The sequence below is a fragment of the Mastigocoleus testarum BC008 genome (genome assembly GCF_001456025.1).
In the GTDB taxonomy this organism is placed as follows: Bacteria; Cyanobacteriota; Cyanobacteriia; order Cyanobacteriales; family Nostocaceae; genus Mastigocoleus; species Mastigocoleus testarum.
In genome coordinates, this window is sequence record NZ_LMTZ01000089.1 from 96,707 (window position 1) to 118,728 (window position 22,022).

15 protein-coding genes are annotated in these 22,022 nt (G+C 36.7%); 9 read left to right on the forward strand and 6 right to left on the reverse strand.

Going from position 1 to position 22,022, the window contains the following annotated elements:
* The first annotated feature begins 299 nt into the window (after positions 1–299).
* From BC008_RS17040 to BC008_RS17060, 5 genes are all read left to right on the forward strand, one after another.
* Positions 300–1,529 carry an MFS transporter gene (locus BC008_RS17040; protein ID WP_058183706.1) on the forward strand — a complete coding sequence of 410 codons (1,230 nt, stop codon included), beginning with the start codon at positions 300–302 and terminating at the stop codon, positions 1,527–1,529.
* A gap of 374 nt (positions 1,530–1,903) precedes the next feature.
* The gene (locus BC008_RS17045) at positions 1,904–2,920 is read left to right on the forward strand and encodes a hypothetical protein (protein WP_027840194.1); all 1,017 of its coding nucleotides are present in this window, start codon (positions 1,904–1,906) and stop codon (positions 2,918–2,920) included.
* A 1,114-nt stretch (positions 2,921–4,034) separates the two neighbouring features.
* On the forward strand, positions 4,035–5,411 hold the full coding sequence (locus BC008_RS17050; RefSeq protein WP_027840195.1) for an NAD-dependent succinate-semialdehyde dehydrogenase: 1,377 nt from the start codon (positions 4,035–4,037) through the stop codon (positions 5,409–5,411).
* Positions 5,412–5,655: 244 nt separating this feature from the next.
* Positions 5,656–7,299, forward strand: coding sequence for an acetolactate synthase large subunit (locus BC008_RS17055; RefSeq protein WP_058183717.1), 1,644 nt, complete (start codon positions 5,656–5,658; stop codon positions 7,297–7,299).
* 210 nt (positions 7,300–7,509) lie between these two features.
* On the forward strand, positions 7,510–8,691 hold the full coding sequence (locus BC008_RS17060; protein WP_063800776.1) for an SUMF1/EgtB/PvdO family nonheme iron enzyme: 1,182 nt from the start codon (positions 7,510–7,512) through the stop codon (positions 8,689–8,691).
* Positions 8,692–8,804: 113 nt separating this feature from the next.
* Here BC008_RS17060 and BC008_RS17065 read toward each other — a convergent pair whose 3' ends face one another.
* Positions 8,805–12,164 carry an AAA domain-containing protein gene (locus BC008_RS17065; protein ID WP_027846224.1) on the reverse strand — a complete coding sequence of 1,120 codons (3,360 nt, stop codon included), beginning with the start codon at positions 12,162–12,164 and terminating at the stop codon, positions 8,805–8,807.
* 260 nt (positions 12,165–12,424) lie between these two features.
* On the opposite strand from BC008_RS17065, the gene BC008_RS17070 reads away from it, so the two are divergent.
* Positions 12,425–13,405 carry an alpha/beta hydrolase family protein gene (locus tag BC008_RS17070; RefSeq protein WP_027846225.1) on the forward strand — a complete coding sequence of 327 codons (981 nt, stop codon included), beginning with the start codon at positions 12,425–12,427 and terminating at the stop codon, positions 13,403–13,405.
* Position 13,406: 1 nt separating this feature from the next.
* On the forward strand, positions 13,407–13,544 hold the full coding sequence (locus BC008_RS50540) for a hypothetical protein (RefSeq protein WP_201026138.1): 138 nt from the start codon (positions 13,407–13,409) through the stop codon (positions 13,542–13,544).
* A gap of 128 nt (positions 13,545–13,672) precedes the next feature.
* Here the strand turns inward: BC008_RS50540 and BC008_RS17075 are convergent, their stop codons facing one another.
* From BC008_RS17075 to mutS, 5 genes are all read right to left on the reverse strand, one after another.
* On the reverse strand, positions 13,673–13,903 hold the full coding sequence (locus tag BC008_RS17075) for a hypothetical protein (protein WP_058183707.1): 231 nt from the start codon (positions 13,901–13,903) through the stop codon (positions 13,673–13,675).
* 79 nt (positions 13,904–13,982) lie between these two features.
* Positions 13,983–15,329: a P-loop NTPase fold protein gene (locus tag BC008_RS17080; protein WP_407657063.1), complete on the reverse strand. Its 1,347-nt coding sequence runs from the start codon at positions 15,327–15,329 to the stop codon at positions 13,983–13,985.
* Entirely contained in the window at positions 15,317–15,688 is a 372-nt protein-coding gene (locus tag BC008_RS17085; RefSeq protein WP_161938126.1) for a P-loop NTPase fold protein, read from the reverse strand. The genes BC008_RS17080 and BC008_RS17085 overlap by 13 nt, the downstream gene beginning before the upstream one ends.
* 384 nt (positions 15,689–16,072) lie before the next feature.
* A complete protein-coding gene (locus tag BC008_RS17090) occupies positions 16,073–16,648 on the reverse strand; it encodes a Uma2 family endonuclease (protein WP_027846700.1) in 576 nt (191 codons plus the stop codon).
* Between the two features lie 492 nt (positions 16,649–17,140).
* Entirely contained in the window at positions 17,141–19,735 is a 2,595-nt protein-coding gene (gene mutS / locus BC008_RS17095; protein ID WP_027845949.1) for a DNA mismatch repair protein MutS, read from the reverse strand.
* A gap of 388 nt (positions 19,736–20,123) precedes the next feature.
* Between mutS and BC008_RS17100 the strand changes: the two genes are divergently transcribed.
* Together BC008_RS17100 and BC008_RS17105 are read left to right on the forward strand one after the other, a co-directional pair.
* Positions 20,124–20,435, forward strand: a complete 312-nt coding sequence (locus BC008_RS17100; RefSeq protein ID WP_058183710.1) for a hypothetical protein — start codon at positions 20,124–20,126, stop codon at positions 20,433–20,435.
* Between the two features lie 272 nt (positions 20,436–20,707).
* The gene (locus BC008_RS17105) at positions 20,708–21,916 is read left to right on the forward strand and encodes an LptF/LptG family permease (protein WP_027845947.1); all 1,209 of its coding nucleotides are present in this window, start codon (positions 20,708–20,710) and stop codon (positions 21,914–21,916) included.
* Positions 21,917–22,022 lie beyond the last annotated feature (106 nt).

A 22,022-nucleotide genomic window follows, 5' to 3' on the forward strand; every position in this document is an offset into this window, starting at 1 on the left:
GATTTGCTCAACCTGAATGGGAAAGTTGAGTTCGCAGTACTAGCTGCAAAGCAACATCTACCTGAAGCTCTACAGATTACACTACAAAGTTTTCTATTCTCCCCGACCCTCCCGAACAAGGAGGGCTTTCGTTAATTTGTATTTAATTTTTCTAAGTTTGATTTTTCTAACTTCAAATTATCTAATTTCAATTTTTATTGATTAAATTTTTGTGACAGCAAGATATAAATTTATTCGCTGAATATACTATGTTTCCATAACCTAAAGTACCCGTATGAAAGTTAGAGGGTGCCAAAAAAATGACACGAAGTCAAAATCAAATAAATAATAAAAATTACACAAATATTTTGTGGCTACAAGTTTGTAGTTTAGGTATGGTACAGGGAGCTATTAGTATCACTTGGGTAATTTACAATTTATATTTGCCTAAGTTATTAGTCGAGTTTGGCTTTCCTAAGTCTTTAGCGATTAGTTTACTAATTCTCGAAAATGCTTTAGCGGTGGTTATGGAACCTTTGATGGGTTCGCTTTCTGATAACACGCAGCGTTGGTTTGGTAGTAAATTTCCTTTTATTACTGCGGGTGTGCTTCTTTCTTCAAGTTTATTGATTGCAATTGCATCTCTTGTGACTTTTGCATCACCATCATCTGTAATTAGATATATTTTGCCGGTTTTAATGGTAGCTTGGGCATTAGCAATGACTGTATTTCGCAGTCCGGTACTTTCCTTATTAGGAAGATATGCATTGCCAAAAAGTTTACCGATGGCTGTAAGCGTCTTAACTTTAATTATTGGAATTATTGGTGCTTTTCGACTAACTGCTTATGATTTTATTCTTGGTTTGGGACCAATCGCGACTTTTGCTACTGCTTCTTTTATTTTGTTAGCTTCCGCAGCAATTTTAAGATTTGTTCATCCACCGGATAGCATATCAGACCAACCTGTAGATCGACATCGTGCAGCCTCACCATTACCTATTTCCTTTCCTGCTTTGGGTTTAATTTTTACCTTAGGTGCTAGTTTTGCTTGGGGTTATCGCTTGCTATTAGATGCTGTTGGTAAATTTCTCAAAGTTCAATTGAGCCTTGATAATGTGGAATTACAACTAGCTATTTTTGGCATTGCGATCGCAATCGCAGCTTTACCTGCGGGTGCTGTAGCGACAAAAATTGGAAATCGTAAAGCAATGCTTGGTGGTAGCGCTGTTACTGTTGTGTTAATGTTTTTGATGCCTTTTATTGGCGCACAATTTATCATTCTTGCTCTTCTTGTCGCAGCATTTATTTTTATTTTGAATGGTACTCTTCCTTTTGCTTTGGAAATGGTTCCACCTCATCGGGGTGGATTAGGTGTCGGGATGTATTTTGGTGGAGCTGGTTTAGCTATGAGTATTTTTGGTTCCACATTCCCAGATCCTAAAGCGATCGCCCCTGAGTTTGCTGCTATGGTGAGTGCGATCGCTTTTCTGGTTGCAGGCGTTTGTGTCGCAGTGGGTAATATTATTGAGGCTCGAAATTCCGCAATCTAAAAGTCATAAAAATCTAAAAGTCACCAAATTGTCACTATCTTTCCTGTAAGATTTAGATTCATAACTTTCCACCACGTAGCTTAGTCGTGGTGCGAAACCTGTTAGTGAGTTGTCAACCGCATTAGTCTGATGGTTTCGTTAATCTGCGAAACCTCTGGAGACGTAGCAATGCTACGTCTCTACAATATAAAAAACAAAAGCAAAAAAATTTAGTCTGAAAAGTTAGAACAATAAACAGTCACAAAGGTTGGCTATTTCTGAAAATCATTTGAGAATAATTTTTTAAAAATTTCCAAAAATAACATTTTGACTCGGTAATTGCACTGTTAATATTGAATTCCATCTGTAATTTATATATATAGCAGGTGATAAAAATGTATTTTTTTAAAACAAAGTTTTTTAGCCTTGTTTCTCTCTATCTACTTTTATTTTCCAATGTCGCGCTAGCGCAAAATGAGGGAGCTTCAGAAATAGAATCGGAGCCAGAATCTTTATCACAGCAGATAGTTTTATACCAACAGGCGAAAAAAGAACTCGATTCTGACTTTTATGCTCTTTACCGGATTGTGGATCGAGTTTCCCGTGCAAATCAATTTGACGATCGCTCTTGGATAGTAACAGTTGTTCCTAGGTCGAAGAATTCTCCTATTAGCAACAACTTGAACTCTATTGAGATTGAACGTCACGCTCTAAGACTTTTGAATGGGGATTCTTCTGGAGTTGCTTGTATCGTCAGTCGAGAAATTGCTCGACGCACTCAAAACTACAGGACCCTTGATGAAACTCAAAAGCAAGAATTAATTACCAAAATTAAAGAAGAAGCAAAAGAAGAAGTATTAGCAAGAAAAAATAATACACTCAAGCACAATGCGATGAATGTAGTTGGGAGCGTGATTACAGACCACGTACTTCCTGGTTTTATTGGTGACTTCGCCGGTTCTGTAATTGGTAGTCGTAGACACAGAAGGCGTATAACTCGAAAAAAGCAGAAACGAATAGATGAAATTGTTGCAAGAAAAACCCAAGAGCTAGAGCAAAGTTGGATAGATGAAATCCGAAGTCGAGAATTAGAATTGGATAAAATTGCTTATTTAGCTACAGTTCGTGCAGGTTTTGAAGCAGAAGGATGCTTCAGAGCAATCACGGTTTTAACTCAAAGTAATAAGGATAATGTTGATACGAGAAATTTGACGATTTCCCAGCGGATAAATGCGTTGAAAAATTCAATCAAAGAGTATCCCTTACAAAAATTGTTGAGTGAAGGAGAAACAAAAATTTCCCATACTCAACCTTTAGCTTATAATCTATCTGAGGATGGTAATTCTTTAAAAGTAAACTACAGTCAAAGTGATTCAGTTGCTAATGATATAGATCGACGCTTTGGAAATTAAGGATACACATACAACTGATTTCATTTAAGTGAGGTGCACTTGATAATCTTTAATAATTTGGGTAAGGATTCAGGGAACAGCAAACAAGGGAAATGTGCCTCATCTACTTGCAAAGTGCTGTACATTAATCTTTCTGAATTGAAATTTTCTGATATAGAGAAAACCAGATAACAATCAACAGGAAAGATAATAGGAAAAGATGAACAGAAAAAAGTAAAGAAACTTTACTTAGTTTCTTTAAGAACGAGCGTTAACTATTGCCGTAATCAGTTCTGATTTAGTAACAAAAATCTATCGATTAATATTGATAGTAACATTACTTTACTGATGCAGGGCTTAAAGTCATCAACTATATGATGTGGACTTTAAATTAAAACTTTAATTTATCATGATTTTTGTCGATTTTTTGCCTATTTTAAGCCTGTCAAAATTCAGTGACAATTGCTTTAAAGTTAGTACTTCCCAATCTATTTAAGTCATTTTCACGAAACAGATGCGAATACTTTAGCACACAAATTGCTTTCATCAAACGACATAAATCATTCAATAAAAATTCATGCAAAAAGTTAGGAACTAAAGTAAATTCATTGATTGTTTTTTACAAACATTGTCTAAAATCGAGCTGAAAAATCAGAGCCTAGTATTGACATATTAAATTTATATTCCCTTACTTCGATACTTGAAATCTGTTGGGATAGTTTCAAAAAAATTCCTTGATTAATAATATTTTCATCGAATTATTTCCTTTTACTCGCAGCTGTCTGAAATCAATCAACTAACAAGAAATATTATTACAAAGAATTGTAAGACAAACCATAATTTTGGCAAAAGAGTAGTAATAATCTCAGTAATTATTCTATTTACATTAGTCTAATTAGTTGCTAGTAACTCATTAGTAATTATAATAATCTGCATATAATTATTTGCTTAAATTGCTATCCAATAGGGAGAAAACTGTATTTAAGACAAATGAGAACTTAAATTTTTAAGTTGTGAATTTTTAACATTTATAAAAAAATAGGGATTCCGAGACTACAATCTGGTTAGTGGTTTTTACAGAGTAAATTTGTCAAACTGGAATGCCACACTAAAAAATCGAAAGGGAGGTCAGCTAATGGCTATCTCAACAACCAATCCGGCAACTGGAAAGTTGCACAAAAGTTTTGAGCCACTAAAAGCAACAGAAATCGCCACAAAACTAGATTTGGCACAACAGGCTTTTGCCAAACACCGGAAAACTAGTTTTGCTGAAAGAGCTGAATTAGTTCGAAATTGTGCTGAAGTCTTAGAGAAAAATAAAGAAGCCTTTGCTTCTATCATGACTTTGGAAATGGGCAAAACATACAAAAGTGCCCTTGCTGAAGTCAAAAAATGTACTTGGGTATGTAACTTTTATGCCGAACATGCAGCTGAATTTCTTGCCGACGTGCATGTGGAAACAGATGGAAGTCAGAGTTTTGTTTCCTATCAGCCATTGGGTATAATTTTGGCTGTAATGCCTTGGAATTTCCCGTTTTGGCAGGTTTTCCGCTTTGCTGCACCAGCGTTAATGGCGGGAAATGTTGCTCTATTGAAACATGCTTCCAATGTCCCCCAATGTGCTTTAGCAATTGAAGAGGTTTTTCAAAAAGCTGGATTTCCTCAAGGGGTATTTCAAACTTTGTTAATTGGTGCGTCCCAAGTTGCGGATATCATCGCTGATGACCGAGTTAAAGCTGCGACATTAACGGGTAGCGAACCTGCAGGTGCATCCTTAGCTGCTGCTGCTGGAAAACAAATTAAAAAAGTTGTTTTGGAATTGGGGGGTAGCGATCCGTTTATAGTTTTGGAAAGTGCGGATATAGAAGCAGCGGTTTCCACGGGTATTACGGCTCGAATGTTGAATAACGGTCAATCTTGCATTGCAGCTAAACGCTTTATAGTTGCTGAAAGTGTTGCCGATAAATTTGAAAAATTATTATTGGAAAAATTCAAAGCCCTCAAAGTTGGCGATCCAATGGAAGCTGATACTGATATTGGACCCTTAGCCACATCTAGCATTCTCAAAGAATTAGATCAACAAGTCCAAGCTTGTAGAGATGCTGGAGCAAAAGTCTTAATTGGCGGTAAACCCTTATCTCAAGGTTCTGAAGGTTCTGGGAATTTCTATCCACCAACAATAGTTAAAGATATTCCTTTAGATAATCCAATAGCTCAAGAAGAATTTTTTGGACCGGTAGCATTATTATTCCGGGTTCGGGATATTGATGCAGCAATTGAATTGGCAAATGCTACACCCTTTGGTTTGGGTGCTAGTGCTTGGACTACAGATCCAGAAGAACAAAAACGCCTGATAAAAGAAATTGAAGCTGGTGCTGTGTTTATTAATGGGTTAGTAAAGTCCGATCCCAGATTGCCTTTTGGTGGAATAAAACGTTCTGGGTATGGAAGAGAACTCAGCATTCAAGGCATACATGAATTTGTCAATGTTAAAACTGTGTGGGTGAAGTAAAGTTTATATCCTGTCTGTTTGGGTGCTTGTTATACTATCAATACTGGTAATAGGTAATGGGTAATAGGTAATGGGTAATTGCTTACTCGTTATCCATCGCCGATAACAGAGTAATAAGTAAACAATTATCTAGACTTGATATTAACTATACTTTCATCCTTAAACCCTGGGAACTTGTTTTCTCAGGGTAGAACGGCTTTTGGAAACAAATACTTTTGGAAACAACCAAGATAAGAAAATAACAATGAATACTGCAGAATTATTGATAAAGTGTCTGGAAAATGAAGGGGTAGAATATGTTTTTGGACTCCCTGGAGAAGAAAATTTACATGTTTTGGAAGCTTTAAAAGGTTCTTCCATTCAATTTATTACTACCCGTCACGAGCAGGGTGCTGCATTTATGGCTGATGTCTACGGACGTCTGACGGGGAAAGCAGGAGTGTGTCTTTCTACTCTGGGACCTGGAGCGACAAATTTAATGACTGGGGTCGCCGATGCTAACCTTGATGGCGCGCCATTGGTAGCAATTACTGGTCAAGTGGGAACCGACAGAATGCATATTGAATCCCATCAATATTTAGATTTGGTGGCAATGTTTGCTCCAGTAACAAAATGGAACAGACAAATTCTCCGTCCCAGTATTACCCCTGAGGTTGTGCGCAAAGCATTTAAGCGATCGCAAAGTGAAAAACCAGGTGCAGTTCACATAGATCTACCAGAAAATATTGCCGCAATGCCGGTTGAAGGTAAACCTTTATGGAAAGACGATATTAAAAAAACTTTTGCGCCCTTTACTACGATTCGGGCTGCTGCGGCGGCGATTTCCCAAGCTACCAATCCAATTATTTTAGTGGGAAATGGTGCGATTCGCGCTCAAGCTAGCGATGCGGTGACTCAGTTTGCAACTCAGATGAATATCCCAGTTGCTAATACTTTTATGGGTAAAGGAATTATTCCTTACACTCATCCTTTAGCATTGTGGTCCGTGGGATTACAACAAAAAGATTTTATTACCTGTGGTTTTGACCATACCGATCTAGTAATTGCTATTGGTTACGACTTAATCGAATTTTCCCCTAAAAAATGGAATCCTAACGGCGATATTCCGATTATTCATGTTGCTGCAAACCCAGCAGAAATTGACAGTAGTTATATTCCCCGCGTGGAATTAGTTGGGGATATTTCCGATTCTCTCTATGAAATTCTCAAATTAGCCAATCGCGATGATAAGGAACAACCTTACGCAATAAAATTAAGATCGAATATTCGTGCTGATTACGAAGAATACGGAAAGGATGACGGATTCCCCATTAAACCCCAAAAGTTGATTTATGATTTACGTCAGGTAATGGGACCGGATGATATTGTCATCTCCGATGTTGGTGCTCATAAAATGTGGATTGCTCGTCATTATCATTGTCATAGTCCCAACACTTGTTTGATTTCCAACGGTTTTGCAGCCATGGGAATTGCAATTCCTGGAGCTTTAGCGGCTAAATTAGTTCATCCCGATCGCAAGGTTATAGCTGCGACAGGAGATGGTGGTTTTATGATGAACTGTCAGGAATTAGAAACTGCGAAACGGGTTGGTACGCCTTTTGTTACTCTAATTTTCAATGATGGTGGTTACGGTTTAATCGAATGGAAACAAGAAAATCAGTTTGGTGAAGGTCATTCGTCTTTTGTGCATTTTACCAACCCCGATTTTGTGAAGTTAGCAGAAAGTATGGGTTTAAAGGGTTATCGAGTTGAATCTGCTACCGATTTGGTTCCGATTCTCAAGGAAGCTTTATTACAGGATGTTCCTGCAGTGATAGATTGTCCGGTAGATTATCGGGAAAATAGTCGGTTTACCCAAAAGGTGAAGGATTTAACTTGTGCGACTTAGAAAAATGAGGAGTTTAGATTTGGTGGGTTATTAACTTTCATTTCATATTTTGTAGAGACGCGACATGTCGTGTCTCTACGGGTTTTTGTGGGATGGTAAGGTCAGATACTCTGATTACAAAATAATTTTCTCTAAAATCTTATCCACTTAATTTCAGTAACTATAATCAGTAATGAATCATAGGTTTTTTCCAAATAAAGAAAACCAGCTATGCATCTAACAGGTTCTGAACGTGAAAGATTATGCGAAGCCATTATTAGTGCTTATCCCCGTAAACCAAAATTGAGGATGATGGTTTCTTATCAATTAGACAAAAACTTAGATGCAATAGCTGGGGGAGACGATCTTACTGAAATTGTTTTCAGTTTGATTGAATGGGCTGAATCACGAGGTAAACTAGAAAACTTAATTGAAGCTGCGAGTAAAGAAAACCCAGGAAATCCAGATTTAAGAGAGTTTCAGGAATCTATTCAGGAAAAGTACCGACCTTCTGGTTTTTCTCCCGCATCACTACCAGAAATCACAACTTTTGAGTTTGAAGTAGTAACTGTAGATACTCAGGGAAGAAAAACTAAACGTTCCAGCGAACAAGCTGAGTACTTTACAGAATATTTGGGTGATGGGGTCGCGCTAGAAATGGTTTCCATCCCTGGTGGTAAATTTCAAATGGGTGCACCACAAGATGAAAAAGCATCTCAAGAAAGTGAACGTCCCCAACATATGGTTAATGTGGAACCATTTTTTATGAGTAGGTATCCCATTACCCAAGCGCAGTGGAAGATAGTTGTAAATTCCTCCCAAATCGAAGAACGTCCTCTCGAATTTGACGATCCATCCTGTTTTAAAGGAGATAATTTACCCGTAGAAAGAGTTTCCTGGTATGAAGCACAGGAATTTTGTCAGCGACTATCGCGAAAAACAGGACGAATATATCGCTTACCCAGTGAAGCACAATGGGAATATGCTTGTCGTGCAAAAGAAACTACCCCATTTCATTTTGGAAAGACAATTACAACCGATTTAGCCAATTATCGCGGACAAGATCGGGAAATTAATGGTCATTTGTACCAAGGGACTTACGGTGGGGAACTACCAGGAGTCGATCGCCAACGAACAACTGAGGTAGGTAGCTTTCCCCCTAATGCTTTTGGGTTATGCGATATGCACGGTTTAGTCTGGGAGTGGTGCGCTGACTACGAACACGAAAATTATCAAGATGCACCGTCTGATGGTAGTGTATGGCTAAGTGATGGCAATGAGGAATATCGAATTTTGCGGGGTGGTTCCTGGGATTCTTTTCCTCATTTGTGTCGTAGTGCATCTCGCTTTTCTGAAAGTGCAGATGTTAGAGATAAAGAATTTGGTTTTCGAGTTGTCTGTTCTTTGATGTAAAATTTACTGGCTATTAGGAACTTCCAATTAAAAAAATATACCACTCATCAGGGCGCACGTCGGTGCGCCCCTACTGTCAACAAATAATGGTATAAATTATTTTTTGGAAGTTCTTATGTAATCAATTTATTAACTCTTGTTTTGATATCAGTAATGGAAGACGAAGTAGAAAATTGTATGCTTGTTTCCCTACGGATTTGAACGTTGGGTTTGATTAGTGACCTTCTACAGGACTCTCGATAATGGTGAGAAAGCCAATTCCAACTTCCGACAATAGCAAACTTATCATCACAAACTAAAATTCTTTCATTGGTTCCCCTACTTTCGATATGTATTTCTCTACCCAAGCGGATAAAATTCGAACCTGGATATTGGGAAAACAAATCTTTTAATTTTTTCTCAGCCTGAGGGTCGTTATTATCATGTTCCTCACCACTTTTGTTACCATAAATGACCGTTACTTTAACTCCTTTTTCCAAAGCTGAAACAACATCATTTACAAATTTTTTAGGTTCATTTCCCCGAATCCAAGGGGTAACAATTATCAGTTCTCGTTCAGCTTGTGCGATCGCATCTTGAAAAAGACTTAAATGTTTACAATCGTAAATAACATCCGCTCCAGGTTCTGGCTGAGGAATTTCTGCTTCAGATTTATACTCTAGAATAACTCCCTGCTCTCGAATATGTTCGACAAGCTGACGAGTAAGCTTTCCTTTTTCTAACCTGTCAAGATTACCAACTAAAATAAATAATTCTTGTGCTCTGGATACTGCAACATTTAGAAGGTTCGGTCGCTTATTAATCCAGCCAAGTTTATTCTCATCCTGTAGACGAGATACCCTAGGAGAAAAAATAATTATCTTCTTTTCAGCACCTTGAAAGGTGTGAACGGTTCCAACAGAGTTTCGAGCGAATCTTGGGAATTTTTGACGTAAGTTTTTTTCTAGTGTATCTGCTTGGAGGCGAAAAGCTGAAATTACACCGATATCTTCTATTGAATAACCTTGATTAAGCACATGCTCTACTAACTCGCATACCGCAGTTACTTCTTCTTGGTTCACATTATTTACAATATTTCCCTCGACATGATAAGCAATCAAGTTTTTTTCTAACAGTGGGGAAGTGGGTTTTGTGAGAACTTTTAACCCATCATATCCAGCAATGTGATCGCAATATTCTATAATGCTACGTTGACAGCGATAATGCTCTTTTAATTGAATTCCTTTACCTTTATCTCCATCTTCCCCACTTGCTCCAGCTGCGCGATGATAGGTGGTAGCGCGATATTCTTCTTCGGGACTATAACGATGGTAATCAGTTTCGGTTAATCTTTTGTCAATAAATGCTGTTTGACGATAGTTTTCACGTCTTTGATCGCTCAGGGAAATTATAGGTTCAATTTGTAGCGGATCTCCAACTATGATAGCTTTATGCGATCGCATCAATAAGGGGAAAGTCTGATGTTGTGGAATCATTCCCGCTTCGTCTACGATTGTGCGATCAATACACTCCTCAACCCAAGGAAGCATATTTCGGATTGAAAGTAATGTGCTGGTAATGAGAGGAAATATTAAACTCAAGTTTTGAATATTCTCATCCAGATTTGCTGTGATATCTTTCGCAATCCTATATTTATTTCTACCAAATTCTGAAAGCAAGTTAGAATATTTCTCTAACGAAACTTTCACATCATTTTTTTTGCTGAGTGCTTGCTGGAAAAGAAATTCCCGCGATAATTGAAACAGTTCTTGGTGTTTGTCGTGAAAATTTTGATGAAATGTTGCATAAAAATCTTCTAGGGGAACTCCTAGTCTATTTTCTACATTAATAAGCTCATCATTTGCTGCATCATTTTGTTGTTCTGTTGTGGCTATATCTTCAGTAACTTCTCTTAATCTGTTTTGTACGCTTTGTAATTCTTCTGCATTTGCTAACCGTTCTCTAACTAGGGTTGCTTCTTGAATTAGATCGCTACGGTCGATGGGATTTCTGACAGGAAAAGGAGTACTTAATGTACTATCAATTGCTGATTCACAAGCTAAAGCGGCTTTTTGGATGATATTTTTTTCCGTTTTTCTAGTTATCCAACGCCACAGACGCATCCACCAAGGTAATCTTCTTTCTGGTAACTGTCTTTCTGCATTATCAAAGCGTAATTGAATTCTTTGATAGGCTTCTATAGGTAGTTCTTCATACTCTGCTAATTGTTCTGACCTTGACTGATACTGTCCTTTGGTAGATGATGCTTCTTCTAAATACTGTTGAAGTGTTTGGATTAATTTTTGAAGCTGAGGTAGTCTTTCCTCATCCGAGTCTCTCTGAATGCGTAGTTCTAGATAATTAGATTCTTCAGTTAGCAACTCATATTTAATTTTTTGAATTTGCTCTTTAATGGAATCATAACTGTTCTCATCAAAATTATTTGATTTTAAGTAATTAATTGCTTCTTGTAATTTTTCTGATGCACCTCCATCGGAGTCGATATTCTTTTTGCTTCCTCCCTTTAAATAAAATAATCCCCCCTCTAATTCTTTATCTATTCTTTCAATCACATTATCAACAGCCTTATTATTGGTACTGCTAACAACTGTCAAATTGTTGATGTCTTCATCAGTGTCGATTAAGCTGAGTGCGCGTTTGACAACTTGTTGAGCAATAACATGAAGGATAAGAGTAGTTTTCCCCGAACCTGGTGGTCCCTGTACAGCAGTAACAGGTTCGCTTTGAGAGTGTTTGATTGCTGTTAGTTGTGAGTCTGCTGGTGGATGAGTGGGAAAAGCACCGATATAAGTAACTTCATGCTTCGGAGGTTGAGGTTCACCAAACAGATATTCATAAGCAGGATGTCCTTGTGACCAATTCTTGGAACCTGACTTGATATCTTTCAAATCTTGTTTGAGATGGTAAGAAAATCCTGCTCCACTCCATTGGAATAAATATGATTCTCGTTGAATTTTGAAGTAAGAACGAGGTATTACTACTCGCTGCATCCACTGCTCATAAGTTTCAAATTCAAGCCCAAAAGTTGTTTCAAGAAAATCTCGCAATCCATTTTGAGTGATTAACTGTTCGCGCTGTTGGTCATCTAGTTTAAGAAAAGTGGCTAAGTTTTTCCCTGCTTCTGTAAGTTTTAGTTCTTCAATATTCCAGCCTTGCTTTTGGTATTGTCCTTTGAGAATAGGTGTAACATCTAGACTGAATAATGGACAAAGATAAGATTTTCCCTTCTCTACATCAATTATTTGAGGGAAAGACAATACCCAAGTAGTATCTTGTTCGGGTTTTTGTCCTTGTTTGACTTGTTTTCGCAGTTCTGAAAAGATAGCTTCTTCAATTAGTACGCGATCGCCCGCTAAACTTACCCCATGTTGTTTTACTTTACTAGCTTCTACTCTGGCTTTACTATAATCATCCAAATCAATATAGTCTAACCATGCGTCGAGAATCGCGTCTACCTTCCTCGCTGCGTTCAAAGCTACCTCCAGGTTACTGCGCTGGGTTTAGTATTCTACCTAAGAACAGTTTACTAGGATGTCGATACCAGTAGATCGCAATTTTTATTGCAACAGATTATTATCCGTCAGGCGATTGTATGCGTAGAGCTTGCACTTATCGCACTTGAAATTCAAGACAGTCGCTACTGACATTACTTATTCTTTTGTTTTTTTGCCAAGTTATGTAATATTTTGGAAAATAAAACTTTCAAATTCAAATCAAATTCAAAATATTTTCCATGACTGTTCGAGCTTTTTGGAGAGCAGCGAAGGTCGAGGGTGCCGAACCACCTTACGATACAATTCATTTCAAGGTACTGTATCCAGCACAAATCTCAGATCGCCAACAGCCATTTGTTCTCTATCCCCCCGATCGAGCAAAAGCTCCCTTTCCTGTGGTCATTTTCTTCAGTGGTGCTAACTGTGATTCACTAATGTATCAATGGTTGGCTGTAAAGTTAGTAGAAAGAGGATTGGTAGTAATTCTATTTGACTTGGTATTAGATACAAATCCTCCAGGGAACATCTCTCTTAGCCCTGGTATTGATATGGCTGCGTGGACACCTGGCTTGTATGGGACGATTCCTAGTGCTTTAGCTTTACCTTCACTGCTAAGTGAGTTAGAGAATTTACAGTCCGAGGGCTTACTGGCTAATATGCTTGCTCTCGATCGGGTGGTTTTAGGCGGACATTCTGCTGGTGGTAGACTTGCTCTAGAAAATGCCGAGCAGCGCTTTTTTTCTCAAGTTGCGGCGGCTTTTGCTTATGGAACTAGCTCAGCAGCCTTTGTGCAGTTAGGATACGCACCAGGTACTATTTTACCTTTACCTGACTCTGTACCCATGTTGTTGATGGGAGGTAGTTGTGACGGAGTAATGGCTTATATGAGCGAGAAATGGAATGGTATTAATCCAGGAGATTCAACGACTTCACTCATACGAACATTCAGAGGAGCTATTTCTGGAGGAAGAGATAATTGTTACTTACTAATTTTAGAAGGAGCGAATCATTTTTCTATTGCCGATCCTGTTGATTTGACGACACGTAGTTCTTTTGATTTTCCAGCCACTCAGCCAGAAGCTCAACTACGTTCTTTAATGGCGGAAATGATTGGTTTATTTATAGACGCAGAAGTCCGTCAACAAGCAGAAGCAACAGCAAAATTCAAACAATTGCTAGAGACTGAAAATCCTTTAATTGCATCTTACCAGCGTAAGTAATTTGTCTGCTACCGATTTGGTTCCCATTCTCAAAGAAGCGTTAGCACAGGATGTTCCTGCTGTTATAGATTGTCCGGTAGATTATCGGGAAAATAGTCGGTTTACCCAAAAGGTGAAGGATTTAAGTTGTGCGACTTAGAAGAATGAGGAGTGTAGATTTCGTGGATTACTAGCTTTCATTTTGATATTTTGTAGAGACGTAGCATTGCTACGTCTCTATGCGATTTATTTGAGATGTACCTGGGAAAATCTAATTTTCATCCTCGATTAAGGTTCGATTTGTCCAACAATAGTTGAAGATGTATTGGGATCGGGGGATGTAGCACAATTAGTTAGTGTACTATTTTGCTGCGGAGATTGTTTTATATTTTCAAGACGACTAATAGTTGTTTGTAGATGGATTTCGTTTGACTGACTTAATAAGTATCCACTAATTCTTCCTTTTCTTTGAAGGACTTCTTGTTTTAATAAATTTTGAACTTGTTTGAGAAAATTCAATTCATCAACTAATCTTCGGTTCTGAATATCTGTATATTTATATCTATCTGTGAGTGAAGAAAAAACATAATATATATTCTCATTTGATAACGTTAAAACTGCTGAAAAAAAAATCTTTTGGTTCTAAATATTTTAAAATAGGAATATCATAATATTTATCTTCTGATTTATATGAGTTAGTTGAATAACCGATACATATCATTGATCTAAATTTACTAATATCACTATTCATAATATCTAGTATTTTTTGTGCCTCATTAGGCATATTTTTAAGCCTTACTTCTTGCAGAGAGTCTTTAATATATTCATCAAAATCTTTAAACTCTTGAGAATCTTTGGCTTGAAAACCAAGTCCCATGTAATCGCCGAGTGAATTATCACTATACTTTGTATCTAGCTCATCCTTACTTTTTAAATAATCAATATATTTTTTTGCTTCATTAAGAATATCTACCTTGCTTTTTTGATATATCCCAGCATCAGAAAATTGTAAAAATAATCCAGTTATATGTTTAATTATTCCGATATCCTTAAATTCTCTATCTATATATTTTGAATAATTTTTATTAAGTATTTCTTTAAATTCTTCATCAGTATGTTTATTGTAATGCCACAATTTTACCCAATCAGGTGTATTCTCATCTTGAAAATATTTGCTATTTGGCATTAATTTTTCTAGAGATTCCTCATCAATAACACCTTTATCAAAAAACTGTTCCCACCATGAAAAATCAGGGTAAAGCCCATTTAGAAATATGGAATCATAAATCTTGGTATATTTTTCAAATATCTGCAGAAAAGACTTTTCTTCTTTCCCATTATTTTCTTTGTTGTCTTTATGATTAATCAGTCCCATTCCTTTAAGGCTTGCATTTGCTAATTCCTTTGACAATTTTTCTGGTATTTGACTGATATCTTTGGATTGCAGTTTTCCATAAGAAATTTCAATAGAAAACATTATCAGTACTTCTAAGATGTCTTTTAGTAATTCCTCTTTACTCCGTGCTTTTTGTGGTAATTTTTCAAAAATTCTCTCAAAATCTAAAATTATTTGATTCAGGATTCTTAGATTTTTACACTCTGCTTGTTCATATAATGCTTGAATTAAATCCCGATTATCTGAGAAAAAATCGCTGACGGATTGATTATGTACTTGCTTTAAAATTTCCTCTAATGTCCCTATAAAATCAGGAACAATTTCAAAAGTTTTTCCAATTAATTTTTCCTTATTTTTACTGTATATTTCTTTCTCAATTATTTCCTCTTCATTTGCAATTAAAACTACTTTTAATCTTGAAGATTCAACAAAACTATTAATATATCCCAAAATATTTTTAATATTTAGATTACAACGTTCTAAATCATCAAATATTAAAAGACTATAATTAGAATCTTCAAATTTTTGGGGAATTTCTATCTCTGGGATAGAAACAGACCATGTCCCTTCATCTTCACCATATTTAAATCAATTTTTAATGCACCTTTCAAGAATCCTTTGAAAACTTTTCCTGCTATTACCATCTGTTTTGATGCAAGTATAGGATGCAATTGCTGAAAAGGAGAATCTTCTATTTCTGAATAACTATTTACCCCATATAAGCTAACATATAAGGACTTTTTATTCTGTGATTTTAGTTTTTCACGATACTGATTTATGAACCATGTTTTACCACAACCCCACTCTCCTTTAAGCAAAACAGCCAATTTAGGAGAACAGAATAAACTGCAATAATAGTCTAAGTATTCTTCAATATGATTATTGGGTGATATATTTTCTTGAGACATATTTAACCTTTTGATAAAACGATTAAAGAATTTTTTTATAAAATTCATGTTTAATTATTTTAATAATCCTTATTTTGGTAAAACTCGCAGATTTGTTATCAGCTTTTGGTTGATTTAATATTATTTATTAATAGCAACATAACTAAGAATTAATGACGTCATACAGCAAATAAAATATTCAGTGATCTGACTTCTCACAGCATGTAGAAAAGCTGACTTTAAGGTTATTCTCAATAAAGGCATGGAAAAACAAGGCTGTTTCGTGTTTTGAGAAGTTACTCTGATAAGCCAGATTAGACTCTATGTTATTTTTATTTGTTTATACTGTCATCATGTCGATAATACGTAAGCAATCTGTTGACATAATCCTTGATTTACTTGACCTTAAACTTTTATTACATCTTCATAAACTTCGGTCATTGTTAGAGTTGCTCCAATAGAATCTAAGTGCAACTCATCATCTTGACCTAAAATTATTAATGACCAATTTCCCTGAGCGTCTTTACGATACACTTCTACTTTGACCTCATCTTGGGAGACTAACACATATTCTTGTAAACTTTTTAAAGTTCGATAATTAACGAGTTTTTCCCGTCTATCTGTGGTTTCAGTACTGGGTGATAATACTTCTATTATTAAACAGGGATAATTTAAGAAAAAGCGGTCTTGGTCTTCGGAGTCGCAACTGACTACGACATCTGGATAGTACAATATGCTTTTGCCTTTATTTGCTAGTTCGAGCTTTACTTTCATGTCAGACATAAAAACGCTGCAGGAACCACCCCGTACATGGGAACGCAACCTACTAGCAATATTGAGGGTAATCAAATTATGCTCTTTGCTACCACCAGACATGGCGAAGATTTGACCCCCAAGATATTCATAACGAATTTCGCTGGATTCTTCGGCTTTGAGGTATTCTTCAACGGTGAGGTGGGTTAAGTTTAAGGGAACAGACATCGATTTATAGAAAATTAGGTGATACTTTGCTTACCTTCAATGGTATTAACTATCTACATAAATTGTGCTAGAGGATGGAAGTATTAACTGTTCCATGATGAGCGTTCCTTTCGTTAAGTCCAAAATCCCACCTGGAAATAAATGATGCTGTTGGCGAATATAAAGGGGGTTTGACCCATCAGTCCCAAACCATATTAATTTCACCGATTTAAGTGCTTTGAAATAGATTCATAAACTTTAGCCCATATTTATTGTATGGAATATAAACGACGCAAAATCAGGATTTTTCGGGTGAGGGGTTAAACCCCACGCAAGTTAACCAACAACATCATAAATTTCCAGGCTAATAGCTTAAGTACGTTAAAATGCACTCAAACCCTCACCCAGTCTGATTTATCAGACTTTATCTATGAGCCTGGGATTTTAATCCAAGGCGGATCTTTGCGCTATTAGAGGTTTTGAATCGTCGGTGATGAGATAAAAAGCTTAAGATCAATCCAAACTCTGCAAACCCATAGCAATTTTACTGTGCTGCTCAATTTGTCCCATCACCTGCTTAGCCCGTTGAATTACCGTTGCTGGTAAACCCGCTAACCTACCCGCTTCAATACCGTAGGATTTATCGGCTCCTCCCGGTTGAACTTGGTGTAAAAAGATGATGCTATCGGGCATTTCTTTTACGGTAACCTGATAATTGGCGACATTAGGTAAAATTGACGCTAATTGATTTAACTCGTGGTAATGGGTAGCAAAAATTGTCCGCGCACAAATATCCATTGCAATATATTCTGCCACAGCCCAAGCAATGGAAAGTCCGTCGAAGGTCGCTGTTCCCCGACCAATTTCGTCTAACAGTACTAAAGACCTGGAAGTTGCATGGTTGAGAATGTTTGCGGTTTCGTTCATCTCCACCATAAAGGTAGATTGACCCGTAGCTAAGTCATCCACTGCTCCAACCCTGGTAAAAATGCGATCGCAAATCCCCAATCTCGCAGATTTCGCCGGGACAAAACTCCCAATCTGCGCCATTAACTGAATTAATCCGACCTGTCTTAAATAACAACTTTTACCACTAGCGTTGGGTCCGGTCAAAATTATCAAGTCGGGAGCATTATTTTCGGCTTCTACTTCCCGCTTCATTTTCCTTCCCAAATTAGTAGAATTGGGAACAAAGAAACCAGCAGGTAAAGACTGTTCTACTACCGGATGTCGTCCATCTACAACGGAAATTTCTCGCCCTTCTAACATTTCGGGACAACAGTAACCTTGGTAAACCGCCAATTCTGCTAAACCACAGAGTACATCTGCTGCTGCTACCGCTCGAGAAATGTTGCGAATTGTTTCGGCGTGGCTGGCGACTTCATCCCGCAAAGCAACAAAAACTTCGTACTCTATCTTATTTAGATCGTCCTGTGCTGTGAGGATGCGAGCTTCCCGTTCTTTTAGTTCTGGTGTAATGTAGCGTTCTTCATTAGTTAGGGTTTGTTTGCGAATGTAATCGCTGGGAACTTGGTCAGCATAGAGTCGAGAAACGCTGATGTAATAACCAAAAGTCTTATTAAAACCGACTTTGAGTTTAGCAATTCCAGTTTTTTCCCGTTGTTCCACCTCCAAATTAGCAATCCATTTTTGGTCTCCTTCAACCAAACCGCGCCTTTCATCCAAAAGCTCATTGATTCCGGAGCGAATTAAACCACCTTCTTTGATGTGCATTGGTGGTGATTCTACGATATGAGCCTGTATCTTTTCTCCTAATTCTTTTAAAATTGGCGGTACATTCTGCAAAGCTTGCAAAAATGGCGATTTCGTCTGAGAAACCAAGTTAGCAATTTGTGGTAACCGAGCCAAAGAATCAGCCAAAGCCGATAAATCCCTTGCATTTGCAGTCCCAGAACCAATTCTTCCGGTCAATCTTTCTAAATCGTAAATTTGCTTGAGCAGCAAACGCAAATCTTGACGCAGAGTGGTATCTTCCAATAATTCCTTGACAGTATCTTGTCGGGCTTGGATACCTTTAATCTTTAATAACGGTTGCAACAACCACCGACGCAAAGCTCGACTTCCCATCGCAGTACTGGTTCGATCCATCGCCCATAATAAAGAACCAGCAAAGGAACCATCGCGAATGGTTTGGGTAATTTCCAAATTCCGTCGGGTTTGATGATCGACAATCAAAAAATCATTCAGGGTATAGGTGCGTAATGGTTGGAGGGGAACAGAATCGTGTTTTTGGGTTTCCCCTAAATATTCTAATAAACCCCCAGCAGCCCGTACGGCTAAAGTTAGGTGCTCGCAACCAACTCCTTCTAAGGAACGCAATTTAAATTTATTTAATAACCTCGATCTAGCTTCCCCCTGACTAAAAGGAATTTGCGATCGCAACGAATAACAAAATGAAGGGGGTAAACATTCCGGTAAATCGTCCGATTTTTCACCAGGACGTAATAACATTCCTAAGTTTGGCGCGTTGGTGGGAAATAAAACCTCACTCGGTTGTAAGCGCATCAATTCCTGAGTTAGATGTTCTAAATCACTTCCCTGAGTTGTGAGAAATTCCCCTGTAGAGATATCTGCATAAGCCAAACCCCAATGCTTTCCAGCAATTACAACCGCTGCTAAATAATTATTGCGACTAGAAGTCAACATCCCGTCTTCGAGCAAAGTACCGGGGGTAAGAATGCGTGTTATTTCCCGACGCACTAACTTACCGGGGGATACCTCCGAAGCATCTTGCACTTGATCGCAAATTACGACCGCATAACCTTTTTCTACCAACAAAGTTGCATGACGTTCCCAAGCATGGTGGGGTACACCACTCATTGCAATTCTGCCCACATCCCCCACCGACTTGCTAGTCAGAACCAATTCTAATTCCTGAGCTAGGGTGACAGCATCATCAAAATAACACTCAAAAAAATCTCCCACCCGATACAACAACACTGCGTGGGGATGGGCTGCTTTCACATCCACATAATGCTGAAACATCTGAGTGAGCTTACTCCGATCCACATCCTTATAATTGGAGATCGGCGGCTCATTGGAATTCTTACACTCAAGGGGTTTGGATGTTGACTTAGAGGCGGTCATGGGTTATGTGCGATCGATGGCAAGCGGACAAGATAAGATGATAACCCGATGTGAGTAACGATCCAAACTTGCTCAAGGTTTATTTATTTTTTGTAACTTGAATTTAAGAGTTGGGAGTCAGGAGATAGAAATATTAAGTTGAAAACCCATTCTCTACTATAAAGTCCCCTAACTCGACATTACATTAATTAATTTTGTCTGGCGACTTACTTGATAATTTTCCATAATTAAATTAAGACAACAATCTCAAAATTCTTAAATTCATCAATAGAAGTTAATTAAAATTTTGTAGCTTTTTAACATTTTTTTGTGTCTTCCCTGAATTTATACTGAAAAATTCACTACAAAACTGAATAGAAGTATTAGGCGTATGGACAAAATACACAGTATGACACTTACCAAACCTAGAATAATAGTCAGACTATTTTTTGCGTTGTTTCTTTGTATATTTATCGCATCTTGTGAAAGTGAAACTTCTAGTAACACCAGCGAACGTCAAAAAAATAGCAATGTCGAAATTAAAAATGGTCGTGAAAAAAGTAGAGAGGTAGAAATTAATAATTCCTTTGTAAAGGTTACTGGAGAAGACGAGAATGGTTCTTATAAATGTTCTGGAGTCGACCCAGAAATTACTAGAAGTGGCGTTCAAGATACCAGTATTTACAGTTGCGATGGTGATAAACTTATTATTAACAGATGAGTAAAAGTAACTGATTTCTAGAAAATTTAGTGATTTTTTGGCGATTATCCCATATAAATATCTCTAACTTCTCACAGTATCTGGAAAATCCTATAAGTGTGTGACGATTAAAATAAACTACAATTTTAATGAAGGTATTATATTGTCGTCACGCACAAATCAATTAATAGTAGTATGGTTTTTCACTAGTTCGCAGTAATTAGTTTATATTTGCGCTGTATGTCTCCTCATATCTCCTCAAAACACTATAAGCCTTGTGTTTATTTGCGAACATGCATCAAATAATTAAATCTATTTATTTTAAATTTAATATATTAGATGCTTATCTAATTAAAAAGTTAGTACCTAGTTTTATATTTAGTATTATCATTTGCTCGACTGTTGCAGAATTAGTTGGAATATCTTTTGAACAATTTAAATTTATTTTTGAAAGAGATTTAACTTGGTCAATATCGTTTTATATTCATTTATTAAAAATACCAAGTTTTATTGTAATTGCGATACCATACGCTATTTTGCTTTCCACTCTCTTTACTTACAGTCAGATATCTAGAAGTAGCGAAGTTATTGCCTTGCAAAGCTTTGGCATTAGTTTGTACCGACTAACATTGCCAGCTTTGGTATTAGCTATAATAGCCTCAATTATGATGTTTGAGATAAATGAAATAATTGTTCCTTACTTAAATTACAAGACAGCTATCATTTTAGAAAGGGAGATGAATATAGATAGAAACCAGTTAGATAAATATAATAAAAAAAATATTTTCTATGCAGAATATAATAATAAATTGAATAATTCACAAAAGCTGCAAGAAATCAACTTTTTCATATATGCCGAAAAGTTCGATGGAGAAAAAATTTTAAATCTTACTATCTTAAATTTTATTGATAACAAATTAAGAGAAATCATAATTTGTAAATCAGGTAAATGGCATGAAAATGAAAAAAAATGGCAATTAAGTGATGGAGAAAAAAATATTTTAACCGGAGATGGTAATTTCGGCGATAGAGTTAAATTTGAAACACTAACAATAAATAATATCTCTAAGAACCTTTGGAATTACGTAAATTTTAACCGCGATCCTCGAGAAATGAATATATATCAATTATCTGAAAAATTAAAAATTATAAATAATGTAGGAAATATAAAAGAAATAATAAAACTTAAGATGGCTATTTATCAAAGATATACAAATCTATTTACTTGTACTATATTTGCTTTAGTAGGATTCTCGGCTGGTATATTTGCACGACCAATAAATCAAATCACTAATAAAAATAGAAGTTTCGAACTAGTAATATTTGCAATTATTATTCACTATACTCTTAATTTTATAGTTAATGCTTTATGTCTATCAGAGAAGATTCCTGTTGCTTTTGGAGTATGGATACCAAACTTAGCTTTACTAGTTATATCAGTATTTGTTCTAGAACAGAAAACTCGGTCTTTATCGATAAATATTAAGCTACTCGATCGCTAAAAAAATTATCATAAATCAAGCAAATAGCGGCAGCAAACTTACCTTTATTTTTCTCAATTGCTTGTCGCGGAAAAATTACCTTTAAGGAACTGCAAATTCTACCCTT